This window comes from Opitutus sp. ER46 (genome assembly GCF_003054705.1).
In the GTDB taxonomy this organism is placed as follows: domain Bacteria; phylum Verrucomicrobiota; class Verrucomicrobiia; order Opitutales; family Opitutaceae; genus ER46.
The window spans coordinates 59,759-85,506 of record NZ_QAYX01000021.1 but is presented as its reverse complement, the minus strand read 5'-3'; the positions used below and the strand labels follow the sequence as shown (position 1 = coordinate 85,506).

The 25,748-nt window shown below is 68.1% G+C and carries 16 protein-coding genes; 10 read left to right on the top strand and 6 right to left on the bottom strand.

The window, feature by feature from the left end; all coding sequences use genetic code 11:
• The first annotated feature begins 164 nt into the window (after positions 1 to 164).
• The 7 genes from DB354_RS08845 to DB354_RS08815 all read left to right on the top strand — a co-directional run bounded on the left by DB354_RS08845 (position 165) and on the right by DB354_RS08815 (position 11,700).
• A complete protein-coding gene (locus DB354_RS08845; RefSeq protein WP_199226817.1) occupies positions 165 to 848 on the top strand; it encodes an NAD(P)H-dependent oxidoreductase subunit E in 684 nt (227 codons plus the stop codon).
• Positions 845 to 2,869: an NADH-ubiquinone oxidoreductase-F iron-sulfur binding region domain-containing protein gene (locus DB354_RS08840; protein WP_199226816.1), complete on the top strand. Its 2,025-nt coding sequence runs from the start codon at positions 845 to 847 to the stop codon at positions 2,867 to 2,869. The genes DB354_RS08845 and DB354_RS08840 overlap by 4 nt, the downstream gene beginning before the upstream one ends.
• Positions 2,866 to 4,611 (top strand): NADH-dependent [FeFe] hydrogenase, group A6, encoded by a 1,746-nt coding sequence (locus tag DB354_RS08835; protein ID WP_107835093.1) that lies wholly within the window; start codon positions 2,866 to 2,868, stop codon positions 4,609 to 4,611. The genes DB354_RS08840 and DB354_RS08835 overlap by 4 nt, the downstream gene beginning before the upstream one ends.
• A gap of 340 nt (positions 4,612 to 4,951) precedes the next feature.
• A complete protein-coding gene (locus DB354_RS08830) occupies positions 4,952 to 7,042 on the top strand; it encodes a TonB-dependent receptor (protein ID WP_107835092.1) in 2,091 nt (696 codons plus the stop codon).
• A gap of 87 nt (positions 7,043 to 7,129) precedes the next feature.
• A complete protein-coding gene (locus DB354_RS08825; protein WP_107835091.1) occupies positions 7,130 to 8,011 on the top strand; it encodes a DMT family transporter in 882 nt (293 codons plus the stop codon).
• Positions 8,012 to 8,276: 265 nt separating this feature from the next.
• Positions 8,277 to 10,691: a TonB-dependent receptor plug domain-containing protein gene (locus tag DB354_RS08820; protein WP_146180163.1), complete on the top strand. Its 2,415-nt coding sequence runs from the start codon at positions 8,277 to 8,279 to the stop codon at positions 10,689 to 10,691.
• Between the two features lie 145 nt (positions 10,692 to 10,836).
• The gene (locus DB354_RS08815; protein WP_107835089.1) at positions 10,837 to 11,700 is read left to right on the top strand and encodes an AraC family transcriptional regulator; all 864 of its coding nucleotides are present in this window, start codon (positions 10,837 to 10,839) and stop codon (positions 11,698 to 11,700) included.
• Between the two features lie 192 nt (positions 11,701 to 11,892).
• On the opposite strand, the gene DB354_RS08810 is transcribed toward DB354_RS08815, so the two are convergent.
• On the bottom strand, positions 11,893 to 12,456 hold the full coding sequence (locus DB354_RS08810) for a hypothetical protein (RefSeq protein ID WP_107835088.1): 564 nt from the start codon (positions 12,454 to 12,456) through the stop codon (positions 11,893 to 11,895).
• 145 nt (positions 12,457 to 12,601) lie between these two features.
• On the opposite strand from DB354_RS08810, the gene DB354_RS08805 reads away from it, so the two are divergent.
• On the top strand, positions 12,602 to 12,976 hold the full coding sequence (locus DB354_RS08805; protein WP_107835087.1) for a hypothetical protein: 375 nt from the start codon (positions 12,602 to 12,604) through the stop codon (positions 12,974 to 12,976).
• Positions 12,977 to 13,142: 166 nt separating this feature from the next.
• Positions 13,143 to 14,993 (top strand): hypothetical protein, encoded by a 1,851-nt coding sequence (locus tag DB354_RS08800; protein WP_107835086.1) that lies wholly within the window; start codon positions 13,143 to 13,145, stop codon positions 14,991 to 14,993.
• 11 nt (positions 14,994 to 15,004) lie between these two features.
• Here the strand turns inward: DB354_RS08800 and DB354_RS08795 are convergent, their stop codons facing one another.
• From DB354_RS08795 to DB354_RS08775, 5 genes are all read right to left on the bottom strand, one after another.
• Positions 15,005 to 15,205 carry a SlyX family protein gene (locus DB354_RS08795; RefSeq protein WP_107835085.1) on the bottom strand — a complete coding sequence of 67 codons (201 nt, stop codon included), beginning with the start codon at positions 15,203 to 15,205 and terminating at the stop codon, positions 15,005 to 15,007.
• Positions 15,189 to 15,791, bottom strand: coding sequence for a response regulator (locus tag DB354_RS08790; protein WP_107835084.1), 603 nt, complete (start codon positions 15,789 to 15,791; stop codon positions 15,189 to 15,191). The genes DB354_RS08795 and DB354_RS08790 overlap by 17 nt, the downstream gene beginning before the upstream one ends.
• A 73-nt stretch (positions 15,792 to 15,864) precedes the next feature.
• Entirely contained in the window at positions 15,865 to 18,051 is a 2,187-nt protein-coding gene (locus DB354_RS22900; protein ID WP_107835083.1) for a thioredoxin domain-containing protein, read from the bottom strand.
• 56 nt (positions 18,052 to 18,107) lie between these two features.
• A complete protein-coding gene (locus DB354_RS08780; RefSeq protein ID WP_107835082.1) occupies positions 18,108 to 23,171 on the bottom strand; it encodes a PAS domain S-box protein in 5,064 nt (1,687 codons plus the stop codon).
• A gap of 212 nt (positions 23,172 to 23,383) precedes the next feature.
• Positions 23,384 to 24,430 (bottom strand): deoxyhypusine synthase family protein, encoded by a 1,047-nt coding sequence (locus tag DB354_RS08775; protein ID WP_107835567.1) that lies wholly within the window; start codon positions 24,428 to 24,430, stop codon positions 23,384 to 23,386.
• Between the two features lie 302 nt (positions 24,431 to 24,732).
• On the opposite strand from DB354_RS08775, the gene DB354_RS08770 reads away from it, so the two are divergent.
• Positions 24,733 to 25,653, top strand: a complete 921-nt coding sequence (locus DB354_RS08770; RefSeq protein ID WP_107835081.1) for an EamA family transporter — start codon at positions 24,733 to 24,735, stop codon at positions 25,651 to 25,653.
• Positions 25,654 to 25,748: the final 95 nt, after the last annotated feature.

Sequence of the window (25,748 nt, the reverse complement as noted above, 5' to 3'; positions counted from 1 at the left end):
CCGGCGGCGCGCAATGCGCATTTTCTGTTTACGTGGGACAATTTCAGCCGCCGCCGGATGCAAGGCTATCATCCTAAAGATTATCTCCCCTAACACTTCGTCCGCCGGGCCGTTGCGAGTGGCTAACCTTTTGCCCCCGGTCCACCCTGTCACCGTTTTCGGTCATGAACCCCACCGCATCACACCCCAGATTCGCGGAGAGCAGCGCCGAACCCGATCTGGTGAAACGCGACGAAGCCGCGTTGATCGATCTCCTCGATCAACTCGTTCAGAAACACGGATTCATTCCCCGCGAGGTCTCCGACGAGATCTCCCGCATGGTCGAGGTGAAACTCGAGCGCCTGCGGCGGATTCAGTCCAAACTCGACACCACGATTCGCCGCGACGTCCAGAACCACGTCGCCCGGTGGCGCGACGAAGAGGGCAATCTGATCATGATTCTGCACGCGATCCAGAATCAGCACGGCTACGTGCCGCGTGAGGTCGCGATGGAGCTCGCCCGCGAGCTCGGGGTGAAGCTGGCCCGCATCTACGAGGTCATCACCTTCTACCACTACTTCAAACTGCAGCCCCCGGGTGCTCACAACATCACCGTGTGCAATGGCACCGCGTGCTACCTGAAGGGCTCCACCGACCTGCTCAACGAGCTGCGCACGCAGCTGGGCGTCGCCGAGGGCCAGACCACCGCCGACCGCCAGATCCACCTCGATGTTGTCCGCTGTATCGGCTGCTGCGGCATGGCCCCGGCCATGGTCGTCGACGGCAAGACCTGCGGACATGCCAAGCCGGCCGACATCGCCGGCCACATCGCCACCGTCCGCGCCAAGAAAACGGAGGTGAAGAAATGAACCCGCTGACCCGCGCCGACCTCGAGCACCTGGCCCGGACGCCCGTCTCCGATCCGCCCGAGTGGATCCGCGTCCAGCTCGACACCGGCGGCATCGCCGCCGGCGCCCAGGCCGTCTACGAAGCCCTCTGCCAGCACGTCGAGGAGCGCCATCTCAGCGCCCCCATCCTGCGCGCCGGCTCCGTCGGCTACTCTTTCGCTGATCCCGTGATCGAGGTCCAGGCCGCCGGCCTGCCCCGCATCCACTACGGCCACGTCACCCCTGAAGCCGCCCTTCGAATCGCGGATCAGCACCTCGTTGGGCACCGCCTCGTCGACGACCACATCGTCGCCCCGCGCCAGCGCAGCCTCACCCTCACCGCTCCCGTCACCCACCTGCTCGTCCGCGACACCGGTGCGGAGGGCGCGGCCAAGACGCCGTTCCTGCAGTTCTCGTTCGTCGAGGAACTCAAGCGCCGCGGCCTCAGTGATCGCATCCCGGTCGTCCGCGTGCTCGATATCGGCATCTACGACGAAGGCGCCGTGGTGCAGTTGCTGCCCAGCGGCGTCACCTACGCCAACGTCCTCGCCCACGACATCCCACGCATCGTCAGCGAGTCGGTCGAGGGCGGCCGCGTCGTCGAGGACTTGCTCTGGAAGACCTCGGACCGGCAGGTCCGCGTCGTCCTGCGCCACTGCGGCGACGTCGATCCCGAGAGTCTCGATGATTATCTCCAGCGCATGCAGGGCTACCAAGGGCTCCGCCGCGCCTTGTTTGAGCTCACCCCGGAGCAGGTCATCGCCGAGATGAAGGCCAGCGCCCTGCGCGGCCGCGGCGGCGCCGGCTTCCCCACGTGGATGAAGTGGCAGCTCACCCGCGCCCAGCCTTCGCCCCAGCGCTACGTCATCTGCAACGGCGACGAAGGCGATCCCGGCGCGTTCATGGACCGCAGCGTGCTCGAGAGTGATCCGCACGCCGTGCTCGAGGGCATGATCATCGCGGCCTACGCGATGGGCTCCAGCAAGGGTTACTTCTACATCCGCGCCGAGTACCCCAAGGCCGTCGAACGCGTCGAGCACGCGATCGCCCAGGCCCGCGAACGCGGCCTGCTCGGGGAAAACATCCTCGGCAGCGGTTTCTCCTTCAACGCGAAGATCCGGCTCGGCGCCGGCGCCTTCGTCTGCGGCGAGGAAACCGCCCTCATCGCCTCGATCGAGGGCCGCCGCGGCAGTCCCACGCCCCGGCCGCCCTACCCGTCCGTACGCGGGCTGTGGCAGATGCCCACCGCCATCAACAACGTCGAAACCCTCGCCAGCGTTCCGGCCATCCTCATCCGCGGCGGCGCCTGGTACGCCGGCTTCGGCACGGACACTTCCAAGGGCACCAAGGTCTTCGCCGTCACCGGCAAGGTCCGCAATGCCCAGCTCGTGGAGGTGCCCATGGGCACCACATTGCATGAGATCATCTACGACGTCTGCGGCGGGGTCTTCGACGGGAAGGAAATCAAGGCCGTCCAGACCGGCGGTCCGTCCGGCGGCGTCATCCCGGTCAAACACCTCAAGACACCCGTCAGCTACGAATCCCTCCAGCAGCTCGGGTCCATCATGGGCTCCGGCGGCATGCTGGTCATGGACAAGTCCGACTCCATGGTCGAGGTGGCCAAGTTCTACCTCAAGTTCTGCGTCGACGAGTCCTGCGGCAAATGCGCGCCGTGCCGCATCGGCGGCTACCAGCTGCTCCAGATTCTCGACCGCATCTCCCGCGGCCGCGGCACCGCCGACGACATCCCGCTCATCCACCGCATCTGCGTCGCCATGCAGCGCGCCTCCCTCTGCGGCCTCGGCCAGACCGCCCCCAACCCGGTCCTCTCCACGCTCCGCTACTTCGGAGAAGAGTATCAGGCGTTCATCGAGGGCGGCCCGAGCTACGCCCGCAAGATGAGCCGCGGCGGCGGCGCTGCGGTTCCACCTCCTCCCTCGGCGCCCCCCATGATCGCGCCGCTCCCCACTGAACTCGCCGCGAAAGGAGGGTCCAAGCCATGATCAAAGCCCGCATCAACCAGATCGAAGTCGAGGTCCCCGAGGGCACCAGCATTCTCGACGCCGCCCGCCAGGTGCAGGTCAAGATCCCCACCCTCTGCAAGCACAAGGACCTGCTCGCCACCGCCGCCTGCGGGATCTGCATCGTCCGCAACAAGGGCGGCAACAAACTCATCCGCGCCTGCTGCACCCCGCTCGAAAACGGCATGGAGATCACGACGCACGACCGCGAGATCGTCGACGTCCGCCGCTCCACGCTCGAGCTCATCCTGTCCAACCACCCCCAGGCGTGCCTCACCTGCGGCCGCAACGGCGAATGCGAGCTCCAGTCCCTCGCCGCCGACTTCAATATCCCGATGGAGTCCATCAAGCGGTACGTGAAGGACACGCCGCCCGACCGCTCCACCGGCTCGATCATCCTCGAGTTCCAGAAGTGCATCAAATGCGGCCGCTGCATCCAGGTCTGCCAGGAGATGCAGAACGTCTGGGCCCTGTCGTTTCTCGAGCGCGGCATCAACACCCGCATGGCGCCGGCCGGTGACATCACCCTCGCCGAATCCCCCTGCGTGAAATGCGGCCAGTGCTCCGCCCACTGCCCCACCGGCGCCATCGTCGAAAACGACGAGACCGCCGAGGTCTGGCGTGCCCTCCACGACCCCGACAAGGTCTGCGTCGTCCAGATCGCCCCGTCGGTCCGCGTCACCGTCGGCGAAGCCTTCGGGCTCCCGCCCGGCACCAACCTCACCAAGAAGCTCTACGCCGGCCTCCGGCGCCTCGGCTTCAAGGCCGTGTTCGACACGAACTTCTCCGCCGACGTCACCATCGTCGAGGAGGCCAGCGAGTTCATCGAACGCTTCGTCCACAAACGCGGCCAGTTGCCGCTCATCACGTCGTGCTGCCCGTCGTGGACCGACTTCATGGAGAAGCGCCACTACGACTTCATCGACAACTTCTCCACCGCCAAGTCGCCCCAGCAGATGCTCGGCGTCCTCGCCAAGACCTACTACGCGAAGAAACTCGGGATCGACCCGGCGAAGATGTACGTCGTCTCCATCATGCCGTGCACCGCCAAGAAGTATGAGCTGTCACGGACCGAGGAGATGTACGCCTCCGGCCACAAGGACGTCGACGTCGCCCTCACCACCCGCGAGCTCGCCCGCATGCTCAAGCAGTCGGGCATCGAGTTCCTCCAGCTGGCCGACGGCGCCGCCGATTCCATCCTCGGCGACTACTCCGGCGCCGGCACGATCTTCGGCGCCACCGGCGGCGTCATGGAGGCCGCGGTCCGCACGGCCTACTTCTACGCCACCGGCAAGAAGCTCGAAAAGGTCGAGCTCGAGTCGATCCGCGGGCTCCAGGGCGTGAAGGAAGGCACCGTCGTAGTCGGCGGCGCCCCGATCCGCGTCGCCGTTGCCCACGGGCTCGCCAACGTCGAGCAGGTGCTCGATCGCGTGCGCGAGGCGCGCAACGCCGGCCGCGAAACGCCCTACCACTTCATCGAGGTGATGGCCTGCCCCGGCGGCTGCATCGGCGGCGGCGGCCAGCCGTACGGCGTCGACAACGAACGCCGGAAGCTGCGCACCGCCGGGCTGTATCAGGATGACCGCGACTGCTCGATCCGCTTCTCCCACGAGAACCCGGAGGTCATCCGCCTGTATCAGGAGTTCCTCGGCAAACCGCTCGGCCAGCGCGCCCACGAGCTCCTCCACACCCGCTACACCGCCCGCCCGGTTTACAAGCGATAGCCCTCCTCGAACCAACCGGGGGGGCGACAGCCATCCCCCGGTTCTCGTAGTCTTCGCTGCGCGAAAACTGAACGTGGGATGCAACCCCCGGCGCCGTTTCGGCGCCGGCCCGGGATATCTTTCTCTTACTCCTACTCTTTCTCTCATCTTCCCGTCTGCGCCCTCCTCACCACCACCCCCCAGGACACAGAGGCAACGAGGCCAACAATTATAACCACCACAACGGCAATCAGTACCGGGATAATGTCCAGATACTCCGGAATAATGTCCGGATACTTGGAAATAATGTCCGGATACTCGTCCCACCCTGCCTCGCCTTTCCTCCACGCACGCCCGCCCCATGGCCTGCCTGACGCGTCGCCTCCTCCCGCTCGCCGCCACCCTCGCCCTCCTCGCGGCCACCACCCGCGGCGGCCAGTCCACGTCCAGCAGCGATACTCCGACACGCCTCCCTGAGTTTCTCGTGCCGGGCGAGCGCGTCGGTCAGCTCGAGCTCCCTGTACCCCGCGAGGGCCTGCGCGCGCCCAGCCCCAACCTCGCCGCCGATCTCCTCGCCCTGCCGGGCGTGTTCGGCCAAGCCCGCGGCGCCGATGCGCTCGAGCCCGGCATCCGCGGTTTCAGTTTCGATCGCATCGCCACCAGCTTCGACGGTCTCCCGCTCCTCAACGCCTCCCCCGACCGCACCGGCGCTCCCATCGCCCTGCTCGGCCCAACCGCCGCCGCCGCGATCACCGTGAGCAAGGCGCTCCCGTCCGTCACCCTCGGTCCCGTCCCCACCGGCGGCCGCATCGTCCTGCACGGCGGATCACGCGCGGCCACCGTGACGGCCAACTCCGCCTCGCTCACGTCCAGCTACGACGCCGGCCGCGCTGGCTTCAGCACGGTCGCCAGCGTCAGCGCCCGACACGACACTGCGTACGTCGACGCCTCGTTGTTCCAGCACCGGCTCGGCAACTACATCGGCGGAGGTCGCGACGTCGCCGCTCGTTACGAGGACCACGGCGGCTCCGTCGCACTCGGCTGGCAGCACGCCCAACACGACGCCCGCCTCGAAGTGACCCATCGGCGGCTGCTCCGGCAGGACACGCTCGCGCTGCCGCTCGACGTTCGCGATACCGACACGCTCGTCGTGGCCTTGCGCGACCGCTGGACCACGCTCGCCCCGGCGTCGCTCCAGGCCGTGTCATGGCGGATCGGGTACGCCTCCGCCGATCCCTACCTCACCAACGCCGCCCGGCCGGCCTCCCCGCTCATCTTCTCGCAAAGCGTCGCCCGCTCCGCCGGGGCCGGGCTTGCCTCCACCTGGCACCCCGCGCCGACCGCCACGCTGGTGGTCGGCGCCGATGCCTCGTGGCACCAGCGCCGCGCCATCCGCACCACCAGTGCCGGCCGTGATCACATCTGGCCCGACGTCATCACGTCCCAACTCGGCTTATACGCGGAGTGGAATGGCGATCTCGCCCCCGGCTGGTCGCTTCGCGCCGGTGCGCGCGGCGACGCCCTGCGCAGTGACGCGCGCGCGGCCGACCAGCCCGCGCTCGGCCGGTCGGTGCGGGAGCAATTCATCGCCTACAATGGGCCGGCCGCCGCCAGGGTCTCACGCCATGACGCCGTCGGCGCCGCCAATCTCCTCCTGCGCTGGCAACCCAGCTCCCCGTTCTCCGCCTTCCTGGGCGCCGGGCTCAGCGCCCAACCCGCCGCCGCCACGGAGCGCTACCGCGCGTTTCTGAACGCCCTCGGCGGCGATGGCCGCGGGGGCAACGCCTTCGAGCTCGGCAACCCCGCGCTCGCCGCCGAGCGCAAGCTCGCCCTTGAAACCGGCGCGACCTGGCGCACGCCCTGGCTGCTGGTCGAGGCCGCGGCCTACGCGTATCAAATCGACGCCTTCATCCAGCGCCGCCCCATCGGCACCACCGCCAGCCGCGTCGTCGTGTTTGGCTATCGCAACGCCGATGCCGCGTTCTGCGGCGGCGAACTCAGCGCCACCTGGCGCCCCGCCGACGGCTGGAGCATCCCACTGACCTTGGCGCGCGCCACCGGCTGGCTCCGCGCCACCGGCACCGGCTTGCCCGACCTCCCGCCCTGGGAGGCCTCCGCCGCCGTTCGCTACGCTGGCCGCCTGCGCCAGCACCTCAGCGCGCTCGACTTTGGCGCGCGTCTTGCCGGCGCGCGCACCAACCCCGCCCCCCTCGACAACCCGTTGTTCGGAACCACCGCCGGCTTCTCCGTCTGGCACCTGCGCGTGGGTCTTTCGCTGACCGACACCGTGAGCGTCAGCGCCGGGATCGAGAACCTTTTCGATCGCAACTACACCGAGTATCTCTCCCCACCGGTGTCGCCGTCCCGGCCGGCGAGCGGGTCCCTCCAGCCCGGCGAGCGCGTGCCCAGTCCCGGCCGCGCTCCATGGCTCGCCGTGAAGCTCGCTTGGTGAACACGGCGGCGGCGCGTTCGCCCGACGCGCGGCACGCTGGACGACTTCACCCACCGGTTCCACGCTCGCCTCACCCCGCCCCCCGCCATGCTCGGCGCCCTCGCCACAACTTTCCTTTTCGCGCTTACCCCCGTGTTTGCCCATCGGGCGGCTCGCCTGCTCGGCAGCCTGCGCGCGAACTTCTGGCGGCTCCTGGTCGCCACCTCCCTGCTCGGCGCCTGGGCGCATTTCGCCGGCCGCGGGCTGCACGGCCCCGCCGTGGGCTGGTTCGTCTTTGGCGGCATCGCCGGCTTCGGCGTTGGCGGAGTCGCGATGTTCCAGTCGCTCCCGCGCCTCGGCTCCAACCTCTCCACGCTCATCGTCCAGTGCGTCTCCGCCGTGGTCGCCGCGGGCGTCGAGTGGCTCTGGCTCGGCACCGGCCTCACCGCCGTCCAGCTCGCCTGTGCCGCCCTCACCCTCCTCGGCGTCGCCCTCGGACTCCTCCCGCGCAGCCTCCCTCGGCGCTCTCCCCGGGAGTGGACCGCCGGCGTCGCGTGGGCGCTCGTCTCCGCCCTCGGACAGGGCGTCGGCGTGGTCATCAGCCGCAAGGCGTTCGCCGTCGCCGCCACGCACCACGTGCTCACCGACCCCGGCACGGCGGCGTACCTGCGTGCCCTGGGCGGACTCGGCGTTGCCGCCGTCACGATGTGCTGGCTGCTGCGGCGGCGGACGCCGACCCCGCCCGCCGCTTCGTCCGCCACGCCGTGGGTTGCCGCCAACGCGCTCACCGGGCCCGTGCTCGGCGTGACTTGTTTTCAGTGGGCTCTGCGCACCACGCCGGCCGGCATCGTGCAGCCGATCGTCGCCGCCGCGCCCCTGCTCACGATACCGTTCGCCGCGTGGCTCGAGGGCAGCCGCCCGCGCGCGCCATACTACGCCGGGGCGGTTCTCGCCGTCGTCGGCGTCACCGGCCTCATCCTGGCCCGCTGATCACTCCGGTCGCTCGCGCCCACCGCGGCCCAATTCGGACGGAGGAGCGTTCTGTGCAATTTTCTGAGCGCCGCCCCGCCTTTACCTCCTCTGCACCCGGCATGTCGTAGCGAACGCAAGGCGAGCGATTCCTGACCACCCCGACACCCCGAACCCTAGCGCGTCCCGCCCTTCGTCCCGGCCGTACCTCGCGTCCGGCCACCGATCGAATCCGGGTTGCACCGGCTCAGGTTGTCCCGTCCGGAGCGGACGCCTCACCCAAACCATGACAACCGCACTGCATTCGATTCATACCGTCCGAGGGTTGGTGGCCGCCACCGCTCTCGCCGCTCTCGCCCTCCCCGCCGCCGCGTGGGCGCAGGCCGAGGAGCAGCCACCCACCGACGAGAACGTCGTCGAGCTGCCCAAGTTCACGGTCACGGAGAGCAAATCCAATCCGTACCAGGCGCGGCAGGCGCTCTCCGCCTCCCGTATCGCGATGCCCATCCTCGACATCCCGCAGACCCTCTCGGTCGTGCCCAAGGAGCTGATCCAGGACACCCAGGGCATGCGCATGCTCGACGTCGCGAAGTACGTCACGCCCGTGCAGGAGAATACCCTCCCGTTCGGCGGCGACCGCTACACCATCCGCGGCTTCACCGTGTCCGCCGAGTTCGTCGACGGCACCAACATCTCCGGCGCGGACGGCTACAGCATGTCCCAGATGCCGTACAACATTGAGCGCATCGAGGTCATCAAAGGCCCCAACGCCATCCTCGTCCCCGGCGGCAGCCCCGGTGGCGTGATGAACCCGATCACCAAGGCGCCGTCCGGCACGAACCAGAATTCGCTGACCGTTGAAATCGCCCAGTACGCGACCAACGCCGTCAGCATCGACGTGGACCGTGTCCTCTCGAAGAAATACGGCATCAGCGCGCGCCTGATCGCGGCCTTCTGGAAGACCGACTACTACATCAATGGCCAGGTACGTAACGGCTACGAGATCTCCCCGTCCTTCTCGTTCAAGCTCGGGCCGGCGCACAAGCTCACGCTCAAGGCCGACTTCGTCCTCAACCGCGAGACCAACCTCGGCGGCCTGCCGCTGGATCCGAGCGTCGGCAGCAATGACTACGCCACCATCGCCCGCGGACTACCCCGGGACTTCCAGTTCGGCAACGAGATCGACCGTCGTCGCCGCAAGACCCAGCGCATCAGCGCCGAGCTCCTTTCGACGCTGTCCTCGCACATCACCTCCCGCCTCTTCGTCATGGCCGACCACATCCGCCGCATCGACGTCGGCGGCACCAGTGCCGCCGTGGGCGGCGCCGGCGGCGGCAGCCGCAACCCCTTCACCGGCATGTACGAGCCGGGTGTGAACTGGAACACCTCCGCCTACAATGCGGACGGCACCGTCACTCTCGTCGGCTCCGCCGCTCCGATCACCGATCCCTCGACCTGGTTCTACACCCGCAACAACGGCAAGGTGGACCTCGAGTACACCGAGGCGCACGTCAAGAACGACTACGCCGCGGCGTTCGAGTGGCCCTGGGTCAAGTCCACCACCATCGCCGGCTTCGCCGCGAATACCTCGAAGGTTCGCTACCGTTCCTGGGTGCCCGTTGCACGGCCCAACGTGCCGAATAACAACCTGGGTTCGATCACCTACCCGCCCTACAGCTTCAACGCCATCCTGCCGGGCCTGACGACCGACAACCGCGGCACCGACCGCACCGGCCTGCAGAACGACCTCCAGGTCTTCTCCTATGAGACCCTGGGCTTCTGGAAGAATCGGATCCAGCTTTCGGGCGGCGTCTCGCGCTTCTTCGGCTCCCTTAGCCGCACCGACACCAACGGCTCCGCGATCCTGGCCTCGCTGCCGACTTCGCCGGACTACAACCTCACCACGAACGCCACCTCCTTCGGCGTCGTCGTGAAGCCGATCAAGCAGGTGTCCGTATTCTACAGCCGCAACACCACCGGCGGTTCGCTCCCGGGTTCCTTGAACGCCGGCGTCACCGATCCGACCGCCAAGCTCGCTCGCGGTGGCCAGAAGGAGTTCGGCGTCAAGACCGACTTCTTCGATGGCAAGCTCACCGGCTCGATCGCGCATTTCGATATCGAGCAACAGAACTACGCAGTGACGAACAGTGAGTACTACGCGCTCGTCGCGGCCGGCAAGCTGGCCGAGGCGGCCGCCCTCCCGCAGGCGCTCTACATGAACCTCAAGTCCAAGGGTTGGGAGTTCGAAGGCACGTGGTCGGTGAACAAGAACCTCACCCTCGTGGCCAATCTCACCACGATGAAGATCCGCCAGCCGGTCACCGACGTCCGCCTCCGCGGCGTGCCCGATCGGAGCTGGGGCGCATTCGCCGACTACAAGTTTACCTCCGGCGCGCTCAACGGCTTCGGCGTGAACGTCGGCGTCGACTACAAGGATGACGTCGCCGGTGAAAATGCTACCGGTTACACCACGACCCGTCCGCTGCCGAACGGCACCTTCGTCGCCAACCAGCCTTCCTTCTGGGTCAAGGGCCGCACGCTCGTGAACGCGGGTATCAGCTACCGCGCCAAGAACTGGAGCGTCGCGCTCATGGTCAACAACGTCCTCGACGAGGATTACATCCAGGCCGCCGGCAGCCGCACGTCCGTCGTGGTCGGCACGCCGCGCAACTGGAAGACGTCCTTCACCTACAAGTTCTAGGTCCGGTCCCTCGGGTTCGCCGGCCTGGTTACAGGCGCGGTCGCGGTCCTCCGCGGCCGCGCCTTCTTTTTGGTCGGACTGGCCGGCAGCATTCCAGTTGTGGGGTCCCCCATATCGCACAACGTCCGCTCTCACCCCTCTCCCCATGCTGCGCTACTTCGCGAACGGTCGCATCCGTTGGAAGGAATGGATCCGCTGCAACACCCGAACAAACTGGGAGTTCTATGCCGTGATCCGCGGCCGCTGCGGCCCGATCTTCCGCGACGGCGAGGCCCCCCTCCTCACCGAAAAGACGCTGTGGGTCTTCGCCCCGGGCTGCTCCCACGGTTGGGGCGATGACCACCGTTCGTTCCACCGCATCGCCCTGCACTTCAGCAGCGTGCCGTACCCGCTCGATGAGATCGTCCGCGAGCGCGGCTGGTTCGCCAAGGAGCTCACCCCCGCCGAAATCGAGCGCGTCCGGCAGATCGCCGCCGAGCTCGAGCCGCACTTCGTCAATCCCAGCCTCCTCAGCCCACTGTTCTTCCAGGCACGGCTGATGGATCTCGCGACGATCGTGCTCGCCGATTTCGCCACCAGCCAGACACCTGCGTTGCCCGATCTGGCCAACTTCAAGGTCGAGAGCGCGATCTCCTGGTACACCGAACACATGAGCCGCAACCCGGCCGTGCGCGAAGTGGCCGACGCCGTTCACGTCTCGCCCAGCCACCTGCGCCGGCTCTTCTGGCAGGTCCGCCGCACCAGCCCCAAGACCGCCTTCCAACGTCTGCAGCTCGAGCGCGCCAACGAGTTGATGAGCAGCTCCGCGTACAAGCTCGACGCCATCGCCCGGCAGTGCGGCTTCGTCAGCGCCAGCCACCTCTGCCGCGAGTACAAGCGCGCCCACGCCTTCACGCCGACGCATTGGCGCAAGCGGCTCATCGCCAAGTTCGACCACGCCATGCCCGACGGCTACGCGCCAGTCCGCGAGTTCTCCGCGCGCCCCACCGAGCGCAGCATGAGCGCGTAGCCCCCGGGCTTCCCCCGCCTCGCTTGCGCCATTTTCGCCGCAGACGTATCGACGGCCTACTTGGCTGATTGGCATGACAAAACACCGCCCCTTTTCCCCAAAAAGCTCCCATCCGACTCCGCGCTCCTTCACCTCAACCAAAATGGCGCAGCCATTTTGATAAGCAGCCTGCGGACAAAGTCCGACAGGCTGCTAGAGCTTGTTCGCCGCGGCCATCATCCGCGCCACCGGCAGCGGCAACGGCGCCTTCTCCTTCATTTGCGCCATGATTTCGCGCTGCCGGTCCGTCGGTGCCGGCAGGAACTCCGCCGCCAGCCGGTCCGTCACATCCACCCGCGCCGTCTCCGGCACCGCCGCGAGCGCGGCTTCGTCCCAACGCGACACCAACCGCACCACCCCGAGTTCGCGCTGCAGCGACTCCAGCCGCGGCGCGATTGCCGCCAGCAGCTCCGCCACCGACTCCGTGCTGAACACCTGGAGGTGATTGCGCCGGTCCAGCTGCTCGATCCTGTCGTGGAGATTCTGATACTCCGCGTCGTTGCCATCCTTCCGGGCTTGGCGGGCCGACCGGACCAGCTCATTTCGTGCGCGCGTGGTCTCCGGGTTCCAGAAATGGGCGTAGGCCAGCACGCGAGAATCGTACACGCCGACTTTTTCCATCGCGGGCGCAGCGCAGGCTTCCGCGGCCGTCGTCGACGTTGGGAGAAGGGATGCAAGCATCCCGGCAAGGAGCATGGTTCCGAGGATTGTCTTCATGTTGCCATGGGTTGAACGCCGGCACGCTACACCCAGGCGGCCCTCGCCGGGTAATCGGTAAAACCAATGCGCCAAATCGAGGCCGGCCGCCCGGTCGCCCGCCCACCGCCTTGCCTCCGCCCGCCGAAGCGCGTTCCTTCCGTCCGTGGACCTGCTGACGTTCCTCGCCCCGCTCTTCCTCCTGTTTGAGGTGTGGCAGCTCGTCATCAGCGAACGCTACCTGGGGTTGAAACAAATCGCCCGGGGCGCCGATCCGCGCACGCTCGGGCTCCGCGAGGTCACCGCGTTCTTCTGGTCCACCACGCTCTTCGTCTACTGGGCCTGGATGGCATTGCTCCTTTTCACCCGCACCGGCCGGAGCCAGGGTATCGCGCTCCTGGCCGTGTCGATGCTCGGCTTCGCCATCCGCCGCGGCGCCCCGCTCAAGTGGATTCTCGTCATTCTCACGCTCGAGGGCGCCATCCGCATCGGCCTCCTGTTCGCCCTGTGCGCCATGCTCTGGTGGCGACACCTGCGCTGAGCGCCCAGCCCGGCCTCGCCTTTGTCCTTGAGCCGCGCCAACGCGACGCGCAGAAACATTCCGCACCCGTCGGTCGCGCCGCTTCTGTCGCCAGTACCTGTTCGCGTGGGATTTGCCCATCGGAAGGACCGGCCCCAGAGCCCGACGCGGACGCGGGACGAAGCCAATGACCTCCCCCGCTCCGAAACTGCCGCTCTGGATCTATCTCGTCACCGACGTCGCGTTCCTCGCAGCCGCCGGCTACATCGCCTACACGAGCCCGCGCCCGCTGTCCGAACCGGCGATGTTCGCCGTGGTGGCCTGCATCATCGGTGGCGCCGTCATCGGCCTTGTGCCGCTGATCATTTTCTACGAGCGCCAGAAGAACGAGATGCTCGACGACCGCCAGCGGGCGCTCGAAGCCCTTGCCCGCACGGTCTCGAACTCAGCCGAGCAGATCAGCATCGCGGCCAATGGCCTGCACGAGATCGCCGAGGTCGCGCAGAAGAACCTCAAGGCCGCCGAACAGCTGCCGCACAAGCTGCAGGAGAAGATCGCCGAGTTCCAGGCCCAGCTCGCCAACGCCGGTGACGTCGAAAAAGAGGAATTGGAAAAGGAGCTCGAGGAGCTTCGCTCGAGCGAAAGCGAACGCCTGCAGTCGACCGCCGATCGCATCGCCAAGACCACCGCCGAGTTGGCCAAACTCGAAGCCGCCACCCAGCAGCATCTCAAGGGCGCCACCGAGGCCCTGGCCAAGCTCGCCACCGGCACCACCGCCGCCGTCGCCCAAGCCCAGGCCGCCGCAAGCCAGGCGCTCACTGACACCCAGGGCCAGGCCAACCGCGAGATCAGCCAGTCGACCGCCGCCAGCCTCCAGGCCATCGAGACCGCCCGCATCGCGGCAATCTCCAGCCTCGCCACCCAGTTTGACGCTTCCTTCGTCCGGCTCACCGAGCTCAGCCAGCAGCTCGACGGCAAGATAGTCGCCTTGCAGGCCGCCGTGACCTCACTCGCCACCGCCCCGGCAGCGTCCCTCCCGACGACCGCGACTGCAGTCGCCGCCCCGGCCCCTACGGCGCCCGCCTCCGAGCCGAGTGCGTCCACTCCCTCGCCCGCTGAACCCATTTCGACGCCGAGCGCCGCCGAAGCCGTCAGCCCGATGCCCAGCTCGTCGGGTGCTGAGTCGTCGCCCTCCATACCGGTCGAAGCCACGCCAGCCCCGGCTCCTGCCCCCGCTAAGCGTTCGCGCAAGCGCCGCGAGGAGCCGGCGCCCGTCGCACCCGTGATTTCACCCACCGCGACGACCGAAGCGCCTGCTCCGACTGAGACCGCGCCCGCTTCGACCGAACCGGCAACCCCCGCCGACGCCGTCACCACCCCGGCCCCCGAAACCACCGCGTCCGCCCCGTCGGAGCCCACCGCCGCATCCGCCCCGAGCGAGTCACCCCGCCTTGAGCCTCAGCCCACGCCGGCGGCTGTCGCCGACACCCCGGCCCCGACCGTGACTCCCGTCGAGCCCCCCTCTTCCGCGCCGGCCCCCGTGCCCGTCGCTTCCGCTGCCTCGGAGCCGGCCGTTGAGCCCGTTTCCGTCGCGGCTCCGACGCCCGAGCCCACCGCGGTCCCCGCTCCCTCGGCGGCGCCCGAACTTCCGAAGCCGGCGCGGAAGCGCGCCTCGCGCCGCGTCGACGACGACCAACCCGGTCTCGGCCTCGATCTCGGCGACATGGGCGACGCCAATGGCGAGCCCGCCGGCGTCGTCGAACGCGTGCTGACCTCCGACGGCGCCACGCGCCTCGTCGTCACCGCCTACATCGGCATCGGCAACCGGCTGTTTGTCCGCGGCGAAGGCCCGGGCCTGAGCTGGGAAAAGGGCGTGCCGCTCCAGTTCATCTCCATCGGCAAGTGGCGCTGGGAAACCAGCGACGCCAGCGGCCCGATCCGCTGCAAGCTGTACAAGAACGACGAACAGGAGTGCAGCGCCCTCGGCGAACTCGCCATCGACCCCGGCCACCAGCACGAGGTCACCGCCACGTTCTAGCGCGAATAACCTCAGTAGTGCGGCGGACGTTCGTCGGGGAGGTCTTCGTCCGCTCCGCTGCGGCTGCTCGGCTGCTCGCGCAGTTGCTTCAGCTCGCGCCGAAGCTTCGCGATGTCCTCCGCCATCTCGAACATCGCCTTGTCCTGCTCGGTCACATGCCGCTCAAGGTAGGCGATCTTCTCCTCCAGCCGGCGACTATCTTCGTTCAACATGGGGCACCGAGCGTGGGAACTCCTCCTTCATCCGGTCAATCTCCGGAATCACCACGCGCTCGTAGCAGTCCGGGCACACCGAGTGGCTGAAATCACTGCCGGTCCGCTCGCTGATGTAGCCCTCGATCTGCTGCCAGTAGTTCTGATCGTCGCGGATCTTCTTACAGTAGGAACAGATCGGCAGCATCTGCTCGAGCTGCCGCACCTGCGTCGTGTAACGCAGGATACGCTCCGCCACCCGCAGCCGCGTCCAGAGTTCCGCCACATTCAGCGGCTTCGTCAGAAAATCGTCGACCCCGGCGTCCGCCGCCGTCCGCTGGTTGTCATTCGTGGCATCCAGTCCGGTCAGCAGGATGAAGTAGATGTACTCCACGCCGGTGCGCTCCCGGATCCGCCGGCACAACTCCAGCCCGTCGGCCCGCGGCATCACCCAGTCGCTCACGACGACCCGCACCACGTCGTCGTTCAGGAGATTCCACGCCGCATCGCCGTCATGCGCCTCGATCACGTCGTGTCCCAGGCGACGGAGGGCCTGGCGGAGGACCGCCCGGGCGACAGCATCATCTTCTACGGCGAGGATTTTCACGTGGGACCGCGGGGAAAATGCGGTCCCCGGGTGTGCCGGCTCACCCGCGGGCAGGCAACAGCAATCCCCGTCTTCACCCCAGCTGCTGCCGGAGTACACCGGGATCAGACACTGGAGCGCGGCAGGTAAACTCCTCACACAGGTACACCGTTGGCCGGCCGTCGACGGCGATCATTTCCTTCAGCCAGGGCGAACGTTGCGCGAGCCAGGCCTGGGATTCTCCCCCGGTTGCCGCCAGCAGCACGCGGCGCGGCCCGAGTTTTTCGTGCAAAACCGACACCAAACGCCGGAATTCCGGGGTCGCCGGATCCCCGGCAATCACCCCATGCCGCGGCGGCTCCAAAGCGAGCTCCAGCGCGCTCATCATCTGCGGCAGCGCGTGTGGCGCGCGGGTCCAGCGCGCCCGGAATGCCTCGAGGGTGCGCCGCCCCTGGGCGCGCAACTCCTCCCGGTTCAGCATCGCCGCCAGCCGGAATAGATTGAGCGCCGCCACGCTGCTCGGCGCCGGCTCCGCGCCGTCGTAATCCTCCTTCAGCCGCAGCACGAGGCTCGGATCGTCGGCCGCGGAGTTGAAATACCCGCCCGCCTGGTCATCCCAGAACTGGGCGTCCATCGTGCCCTGCAACTGCTCCGCCCACTGCAGCCAACGCAGATCGAAGCCGGCCTCGTAGAGGTCCAGCAGCCCTTGGATCAGGAACGCGTAGTCCTCGGCGAAACCGGGGATGTTCGACCGCCCCTGCCGCCAGCTGCGCCACAGCCGGCCCCCCGTCTCGTCCGCCAGCTCGCGGCGCACAAACTCCGCCGCTCGCACCGCCGCCAGGAGATACTCCTCCGCCTCCGTTCCCGCCTCGGGCCGACCGCCGAGCACCTGGTGCGCGCGCGCCAGCGCCGAGATCATGAGCCCGTTGTTCGCGGTCACGATCTTGTCGTCGCGGTGCGGCCGTGGCCGCGCGGCCCGCGCCGCCCGCAGACGGGCCAGCGCCGTCAGCAACCGGTCGTTGGCCTCGGCCGGGTCAAGCTTCGCCGCGGCCGCGGTCTCCGTGAGCGGGCGCTGCTGCGCGAGGATGTTCTTCCCCTGCAACTCCCCGTGCGGGTCGTACTCCGCCGGCACGTTGCCGCCCTCCTTCACCCCAAAATGCGCCGCGACCCAGCCGGCATCGTCGCCCAGCGCGGCCTGGAAGTCCGCGTACGACCAAACGTAATACGCCCCCTCCGCGTGCTCGGGCCGGTCCGCCGCCAGCAGGCTGTCGGCATCCTCGGCCGTGTAGTAGCCGCCCGCCGGGTCCGCCAGGTCGCGCCGCACGTAATCGAGGACGTCCCGCGCCAGCCAGGCAAAGCGCTCGTCACCCGTCGCCTGGCCCGCCTCCAGGCAGTTCACGGCGATCTGCGCCTGGTCATAGAGCATCTTCTCAAAGTGCGGCACGAACCAGCGGTCATCGACCGAGTAGCGGTGGAACCCGCCGCCGACGTGATCGTGCAGGCCGCCGCGCGCCATCGCCTGCAGCGTCGCCGCCACCATCATCACCGCCTCGCGTCCCAGTTCGGTGTCGCCGCCCTGCAGCGCGGCCACGCGCAACAGGAAGGTGAGATTCGCCGCCCGCGGGAACTTCGGCGCGCCACCGAAGCCCGCATGGGTGGGATCGAAGCCTTCGTAGTAGTGCTTGAAGCCGTCCTCGAAAGCCCGGCTCGCCGCCTCCACCAGCCCGCCGCCCGCAGGCGGACTTCCCGCTTCGCCGACACCACCTTCCGCTTCACCCGCGAAATGCCCGCGCAGCGCCTCGATCACCCGCTCGCCTTCCGCCATCAGCTTGTCGCGTTCGTTCTCCCACGCGTGGGCGATCGCTCCGAGCACCGCGGGGAATCCCGGCCGCCCAGGCCGGTCCTCCGGCGGAAAATACGTGCCGCCATAAAACGGCTTCAGGTCCGGCGTCAGCCACGCGTTCAGCGGCCAGCCACCATGCCCTGTCATCGCCTGCACATACGCCATGTAAACCCGGTCCACGTCCGGCCGCTCCTCGCGGTCCACCTTCACCGGCACGTAGTGCGCGTTCAGCAGCGCCGCGATCTCCGGGTGCTCAAACGACTCGTGCGCCATCACGTGGCACCAGTGACAGGTCGAGTAGCCGATGCTCAGAAAGATCGGCTTCTGCTCCGCCCGCGCCTTCGCCCACGCCGTCTCCCCCCAGGGCAGCCAGGCCACGGGATTGTCCGCGTGCTGGAGAAGGTAGGGCGATTTTTCCTGGGCGAGCGCATTCGGCATGGTCGCGCAGCAAACCCAGCTTTCCCCGGAAGACAAAGCGCCGCCGGCGCCGGACTTCAGGTGGCCAGTCCGCGCTGGCGCAGCGCCGCCCGCAGCTGCTCCGCCGCCGCATTCAGCCTGGCAAGCCGGTCCTCGGCCTGTCCCCAGTCTTCGGCCCGCGCCGCCGCCTCGAGTTCGAGCGACGCCCGGCGCACGCCGATGCCGCCAAACACCACCGCCCCGCCACCAAAGCTGTGCGCCTCCGCCGCCACTTCCTTCGCCGCGCGGTCCGCCACGAGCTTGGCCAGCCGGTCCAGCCGCGCCGGCTCCTCGCCCAGGTAGAGCGCGATCACCTCCGGCAGGAGCGACTCCCCGGTGGTGCCGGGCAGCGCCCGCGTCGTCTCGTAGGCCACCTCGTCAATCACCTCCGGATTGTCCGCGCGTCCTTCCTCCCTCGCTGCATTCCCCGCCGGCTCCCCGCCCGCGATGGCATCAAGCGCCGTCCTCAGCTCGTCGAAACGCACGGGCTTCGAAAGATAACCGTCCATTCCCGCCTCGACGCAGCGCCTCCGGTCCTCCGGCCGCGCGTACGCCGTCACCGCGAGGATCGGAATCTTCGGATCAATCCCCGGCAACTGCCCGTGCCGGATCCACCGCGTGGTTTCGTAGCCGTCGAGCTCCGGCATCTGGCAATCCATCAGCACCACATCGAACTCACCGTCCGCCAACCGCTCGAGCGCCTGGTGTCCGTCGCCCGCGATCTGCACGTCGTGCCCCAGTTTCACTAGGAGCAGCGAGGCCACCTGCTGGTTCGCGAGGTTGTCCTCCACCAGCAGGACCTTCAGCCGCCGCGGGCGCGGGCTCGCCACCGCCGGCGCCGGCCGGGCCTCCGCCGCCACCGGCGTCCGGTCCGCCAGCGCCCGCGCCACGCAGCGTCCTAGCGCCTCCTCGGTCACCGGCTTCCGCGCCCAGGACACCACCTGCAACGCCTTCGCCTCCCCTGGATCGACCGCATCGTCCGACGAAAGCAGCACCACCGGCACCGTCGCCAGCGCGGCATCTGCCCGGAGCATCCGGACAAACTGCCATCCGTCCATCCCGGGCATCGCGACGTCGAGCACCAGCAGGTCGATGCGCGCCCCCGCCGGGTCCCGCAGCCGCGCCAGCGCCGCCACCCCGTTGCCCACGGTTTCCGCTTCCACCCCGCAGTGCTCGAGCTGGCGCACCAGGATCGCCCGGTTCGTCGCATTGTCGTCGACGACCAGCGCCCGCTTCCCGGGCGGCAGCGCCGCCGACGTCGCCGCCGCGAGCGTGCCGCCACCGCCGAATTCGAGCTCAAAGGTGAACGTGGAGCCCTTGCCCGGCTCACTCTCGAAATCGATCGTGCCGCCCATCGCCACCACGAGCTGCCGCGTGATCGCCAGGCCCAGGCCCGTGCCACCAAAGCGTCGCGTCGTGCTGCCGTCCCCCTGGACGAATGGTCGGAACAGCCGATCCCGCGCTTCCGGCGCGATCCCCACGCCCGTGTCCTTCACCGCCACCCGCACACGCACCCGCTCCGGCGTCGTGCTGACCACCGTGCCGGTCACCACCACTTCGCCCTGCACTGTAAACTTCACCGCATTTCCCAGCAGGTTCATCAGGACCTGGCGGACGCGCCCGGCATCCCCCAGGAGCCGCGCGGGCGGCGGCGGATCGAACTCGCTCCGCAGCCCGATGCCCTTCTCCCGCGCCCGCGCCTCCAGCAGCTTCACCGTGTCCTCAATGACCCGCGCCAGGTCAAATTCCCCGACATCCAGCCGCAGCTGGCCCGCCTCGATGCGCGAAAAATCCAGGATGTCATTGATGATCGCGAGCAGCCCCTCCGCCGCGCCGGAGACGATCCGGACCATGTCGGCCTGCTCCGGGCTCAGGGCCGTGTCGGACAGCAGCCCCGCCATGCCGATGATCGCATTCATCGGCGTCCGGATCTCGTGGCTCATCGTCGCCAGGAACTCCGACTTCAGCCGCGACGCCTCCAAGGCCTGATCCCGCGCCACCGCCAGACTCTGCTCCAGGTTCTTCCGGGGCGTGATGTCGGTGCGCACCGTGATGTAGTGCACCGGCTTCTGGTCATCCCCCAGGATCGGCACCACCGTCGCGTCCACCCAGTAGCACGTCCCGTCCTGCCGCCGATGGCAGATCTCCCCATGCCAGACCTGGCCCTGCTGAACCAGCTTGTGCACCTCCGCATGGGTCTCCATCGACACCACCGCCGGCGCCACCGCGTCATAGGGTTGGCCGATCACCTCCTCGAGCGACTGCTGGGTGACCCGGCAGAACTTCTCGTTTGCATACGTGATCACCCCCTGCGGGTCCGTCATCGTGACGATGGCATGCTCGTCGAGCGCCAGTTTCAGGTTGTTCACCTCGCGCAGCGACTCCCGCAGCTTGGCCTCGCTCGCCCGCAGCGCCGCCTCCTGCTGCTTGATCTCGGTGACATCCGATACGAGCACCACGAACCCGCGCACCGTCACCTGGTCGACGTCGAAATCCGGGATGTACTGCGCCCACGTGAGCCGCACCGTACCATCCCGCTTCGTGAGCGTGCGCTCGAAGCGCTGTGACCTCCCGGCGAGCACTTCGCGGACGTAGGGTTCGTTCAGGGCGAAGAGTTCCGGGCCCAGCAGGTCACGCATGTGCATGCCCCGCATTTGCTCGGCCGTCCGCCCGAACCAGTCGATGTACTCGGAATTCGAGAACCGGCATAGCAGGCCGGCGTCCCAGTACGCGACCATGCCGGGCAGGATGCCCAGCACGGTCTCCAGCAGCCGCTGGCTCTGGACCAGCCCGGCCTCGGCCAGTTTGCGCCGCGTGATGTCGATGAAGCTCACCACCACTGCGCTCATCGCACCGTCCTCATCCCGCACCGGCATGGTGTTCACCGACAGCCACCGCTCCGTTTGGCCCGAAGTCCGCAGGGCCAGCACCACATCGCGTTGCGGCTCGCCGCTGCGCCGCGCCCGTGCCGATGGATACTCACTTTCCGGCAACACGATGCCATCCTCCCCGCGGAGCTGCCACGCGGGACCGATGAGGCTGCGACCAATCAACTGCTCGCGCTCCAGCTGCAGCATCTCCAGCGCCGCGGTGTTGCACTCCACCACCTTGCCCTCCACCACCACGACCACGCCCTCCGCCATCGAGCGGAAGACATCCGCCAGCCGCTGCTCGCTCGCCCGCTGGGCGACCTCGGCGCGTTTTCCCTGGGTGATATCTGTCGCGACACCCACCAGCCAGAACTGGGTCGGGCCCTCCCGCGTGATCGCCACCGTTTCGCGCAGCCACACCGTCTCCGTGCCATCCAGCAACCGGAATTCCTGCGTGTAGCCTTCCCGCCCTTCTTCCATCGCCGCCCGCGCGCGGTGGTTCATCTCGGCCTGCTCGGGAATCTTGAAATGGTACCACAGTCCGGCCTCCTGCCGCGCCTCCCGATTGCCCAGCAGCCTCCGATAGAGCGCCGAGGGATACACGACCATCCGCCAGGTCCAGTCGTCCGGCTTGAGCATCACCGTCGCCTCCCACACGAGACAGTCGGCGTGCCCAAGCACGCTGCTCAGCCTTTCTTCGCTCTGCCGCAACGCCACCTCGGCCTGCTTCCGCAGCGTCAGGTCCTGGGCGATGAAGAGATAGCCCGCGATTCCGCCCGCCGCGTTCCGCTGCGCCGTGACGCTCAGCAGCACGGGCAGGTGCCCGCCGTCTTTCCGCTCATACGTCCACTCCCGCTCGTCGACCTGTCCGCGATCCGGCACGACCGTGAACACCTCAAAGCCCGGAGTAACGGTCCGCCCCGTGGCGGCCGACAGCTCCGCCGCCCGCGCGGAGAGTTCCGCCGGATCATGAAACCGCAGTGGCAGTTCGCGCCCGACCACCTCCGCCTCCTGGTGGCCAAGCATTCTCTCGGCGCCGAGGTTGAACACGGTGATCACGCCGTCCGGTCGCGTCGCGATGATCGCGTGCACGCTGGCGTCGAGCACGCCGCGCTGCAGCCGGGTCACCGCCTCGAGCTCGTGCTGCGTCTGGGCCATCTCCTGCGTCAGCTTGTCCGCCAACCGCTGGGCGCGCCGGCCCGTGTTCTGGATGCTCCAGAGCAGGCCGGTGAGCAGGAGCGTGCCGAGGACGGCGCCAGCCGTGGTCCAGTAAACCGGCGCCTGCGAGGTGACGACGAACTCGCGCCCCCGTGCCCAGGCCATCGTGAAACGCTGCCCGGCGAGTTCGATATACTGCACGCGCTCGGGCTCCTGGATCGGCCCGGACGATTCGTCGGAGCTATAGATGAGGCGTTCGCGCTGCCGGCCGCTCCCTTCGAAAAACTCCAGTCGCAACTTGCCCGCCCGCGGCGCGAGCGCGCCCTCGAACACCTCCTCGACGATGAACGGCGCCCCGACCCAGCCCACGTGCAGGGCGCGCCGCTCCTCCACGGTACGCGCGTTCGTCCCGGCTCGATACACCGGCACGTACAGTGCCGCGCCATACCGCCTCAGACCGTCGTTGGCCATGCGCAGCCGGGCCGTCATGCAGGGCTGGCCCGTATCGCGCGCGCGCAGCGCCGCCTCCCGCCGGTCCGCTTCGGAATACACGTCCAGGCCCAGAATCCGGTAGTTCGACTGCTCCGGCTCGGCGAAAGTGATGATCGCGTAGTCCGCATTGGGCGCCAGCGGCCCCTCGAGCCCATGCAACGTCAGCTCCTGCGCCCCGAGCTCCTGCGCCCGCTGCCGAAAGGCTGCGGTCTGGCCTGCCGGCACAGGGTAGATCACCACGAGCCCGCGAATGCCGGGATAGCGGCTCGGCAGGTCGAGCGTCGCCACAAACTCACGCCACTCGGCGCGCTCCACCGTGGTGGACGCGCGCAAGAACGCCGCGGCGGCGTTCATCGCGTCAAGGTACGTTTCCACCCGCCTCCGAACGGCCTGCTCGGCGTTCGCCGACAGCCGGACGAAGTCCTGCGCATCGGACCGCAGTATCTCATTCCGCGCCTGGACGAAGAAGACCGCACATCCCGCCAGGCCCAGCAGCAGGATCACCAACGGAATGAGCTGCAGTGAGCGCGCGCTGGCGAAGGGCGCCCGCGATCCGGCGGCGGCTGAATTGGGCACTACCATGGCGGATGGAAGCGGGCGGCGAGACAGATGCGAAGCATCTACAATGCGGGGAACGATGGCTCTTTCAACGTAGGCGGCAATTCCGGACTTCGCGCGGGGCCCCAGCCCCCTCGCGCACGGTCACTCCGCCCACGTTCACGTCTCCTCACCAACAGCCGCGAGCGCCGACGTGACCGCCGGGCGCTCGCCTCTGCCGGAAAGAGCCGCGCCGCTTACTGGCCCAGCACCCAGCCGAACACGAGCGGCGCCACGATGGTGGCATCGCTCTCGATGATGAACTTCGGCGTGTGCTGGCCGAGCTTGCCCCAGGTGATCTTCTCGTTCGGCACGGCGCCGGAATAGCTGCCGTAGCTCGTCGTCGAGTCGCTGATCTGGCAGAAGTAGCCCCAGAGCGGCACGCCCGTGCGCTGGAGGTCCTGATGCAGCATCGGCACGACGCAGATGGGGAAGTCGCCCGCGATGCCGCCGGCAATCTGGAAGAAGCCGATCGAGCCCTCGCCGTTCCGCAGCGTCTTGGCGGTCTTCGTGTAGTAGGCCGCCAGCTCCTGCATGTACTCGATCCCCGTGCGCACCGTGTGGACGTTCTTCACGTCACCCGTGATCACGTGGCCGGTGTACATGTTGCCCAGCGTCGAGTCCTCCCAGCCCGGGACGAAGATCGGCAGGTTCTTCTCGCACGCGGCCAGCAGCCACGAGTTCTTCGGATCGATCTGGTAGCTTTTCTTCAACTTACCGCTGCGCAGCAGCCGATACATGAACTCGTGCGGGAAGTAGCGCTCCCCGGCGCGATCCGCGGCGACCCATTCCTCCAACACCGCTGCCTCGATCCGCCGCATCGCCTCCATCTCCGGGATGCAGGTGTCGGTCACGCGGTTCATGTGCCGCTTGAGCAGCGCGTGCTCCTCGGAGGGCGACAACTGCCGGTAGTGCGGAACCCGCTCGTAGTAGTCATGCGCGACGAGATTGAACACGTCCTCCTCCAAATTGGCCCCGGTGCAGACGATCGCATGCACCTTGTCGCGCCGGATCATCTCGGCCAGGGAGATCCCCAGCTCAGCCGTCGACATCGCCCCGGCCACGGTCATCAGCATCTTGCCCCCGGCGGCCAGATGGGCGTCGTAGGCGATGGCCGCATCCATCAGGGCGGCGGCATTGAAGTGGCGGTAGTTGCGGGCGAGGAACTTGGAAACCGGGCCCTTTTTGGCGGCAAGGGCGGCATGGATATCTTCGGGCCGCTTGCCCTGACGTTTGGCTTTCATGATGCGAATAAAGGTGGGTGAGCAGGAGCCGACAAAGAAGCACAAAATCGCCGCCGCGGAAAGCACCCGAAGGGAGTGAAAGTGAGAGTGAAAGTGAAAGGGGTAACGCGCCGGACCGACCCATGCCTTGGCCCAAGCTCCGACGTGCAAACGACACCGGCCGTGACGGCACTCGCCGCCTACGATAGGTTTCGCCACTTCTCCTGCCGCCACCGGACAAGACCGCTCCTCCAACCTACAGACTCCTCCTTCCACTTTTTCGCTCTCCCACTTTCACTTTCACTCTCACTTTCACTGCTCCGATGTTTGCCGCCTTCTTTGCTGCTTTGTTTTTCGCGTTCAGCGCCGCGTTCGGCGTCCACGGGGTGCGCGTGCATGGGCCGCTCCGGCTCAACATCGGGCGGCTGATCGTCGCGAGTTCGGTCCTCGCGCTGTACGGGCACCTGCTCGGCAACGGTTTCACCAGCGCGAGCGTTGGCTGGTTCATGCTCAGCGGCGTCATCGGCATGGGCATTGGTGACATCGGCACCTTCGGCGCCCTGCCCCTCCTCGGTTCGCGTATCACGATCCTCATCACGCAATGTCTCGCCGCTCCCATCGCCGCGCTCGGCGAATGGTGGTGGCTCGGCACGGCCCTCACCCACGCCCAGATTCTCTGGGGCACGATGATCCTCGTGGGCGTCGGCATCGCCATCATGCCCAGCCGCAAGAGCCCACCCCGCGTGAAGGTCCGCCCCGCCGGCTTCCTGTTCGGCCTCCTCGCCGCCGCCGGCATGGGCCTCGGCGCGCTCGTCAGCCGCAAGGGCGTCATGACCGCCACCGCCGCCGGCGAAGCCACCCGCAACCTCACCTTCGGCCTCACCGCCGCGTACCAGCGCATCCTAGCCGGCCTGCTGTTCATGGTGCTCTGGTACGTCGTTCTCCGCCTGCTCAACCGCGTGCCGCCGCCGCCCCCCGCCACCGCCGCCAACGAGCGCGATCGACGCCACCCCATCGGCTGGCTCTTCGCCACCGGGCTCACCGGCCCCGTCTTCGGCGTCGGCTGCTACCAATGGGCCCTCGCCACCACGCCCAGCGGCATCGTCCTGCCCATCGCCGCCACCGCGCCACTCCTTTCCATCCCGATCGCCTACTGGATGGAGGGCGACCGCCCCACGCGTCGCGCCCTCCTCGGCGGCATCGTCGCCGTCGGCAGCTGCATCGCGCTGACCGCCGCCCGCTAGCAGCCTGCCGGTCCGGCGGGCTGCTCATCAAAATGGCTGCGGCATCTTGATCGGGGAGAGGGACTCAGGGCCTGGAGGCCGATCGCCGCCACGCT

Coding starts and splice junctions, on each gene's coding strand:
- DB354_RS08815 (WP_107835089.1), top strand. CDS start 10,837: ATGCTGCGCTACTTCGCGAACGGTCGCATCCGTTGGAAGGAATGGATC.
- DB354_RS08775 (WP_107835567.1), bottom strand. CDS start 24,430: ATGAAAGCCAAACGTCAGGGCAAGCGGCCCGAAGATATCCATGCCGCC.
- DB354_RS08820 (WP_146180163.1), top strand. CDS start 8,277: ATGACAACCGCACTGCATTCGATTCATACCGTCCGAGGGTTGGTGGCC.
- DB354_RS08770 (WP_107835081.1), top strand. CDS start 24,733: ATGTTTGCCGCCTTCTTTGCTGCTTTGTTTTTCGCGTTCAGCGCCGCG.
- DB354_RS08795 (WP_107835085.1), bottom strand. CDS start 15,205: ATGTTGAACGAAGATAGTCGCCGGCTGGAGGAGAAGATCGCCTACCTT.
- DB354_RS22900 (WP_107835083.1), bottom strand. CDS start 18,051: ATGCCGAATGCGCTCGCCCAGGAAAAATCGCCCTACCTTCTCCAGCAC.
- DB354_RS08840 (WP_199226816.1), top strand. CDS start 845: ATGAACCCGCTGACCCGCGCCGACCTCGAGCACCTGGCCCGGACGCCC.
- DB354_RS08780 (WP_107835082.1), bottom strand. CDS start 23,171: ATGGTAGTGCCCAATTCAGCCGCCGCCGGATCGCGGGCGCCCTTCGCC.
- DB354_RS08810 (WP_107835088.1), bottom strand. CDS start 12,456: ATGAAGACAATCCTCGGAACCATGCTCCTTGCCGGGATGCTTGCATCC.
- DB354_RS08800 (WP_107835086.1), top strand. CDS start 13,143: ATGACCTCCCCCGCTCCGAAACTGCCGCTCTGGATCTATCTCGTCACC.
- DB354_RS08845 (WP_199226817.1), top strand. CDS start 165: ATGAACCCCACCGCATCACACCCCAGATTCGCGGAGAGCAGCGCCGAA.
- DB354_RS08825 (WP_107835091.1), top strand. CDS start 7,130: ATGCTCGGCGCCCTCGCCACAACTTTCCTTTTCGCGCTTACCCCCGTG.
- DB354_RS08830 (WP_107835092.1), top strand. CDS start 4,952: ATGGCCTGCCTGACGCGTCGCCTCCTCCCGCTCGCCGCCACCCTCGCC.
- DB354_RS08835 (WP_107835093.1), top strand. CDS start 2,866: ATGATCAAAGCCCGCATCAACCAGATCGAAGTCGAGGTCCCCGAGGGC.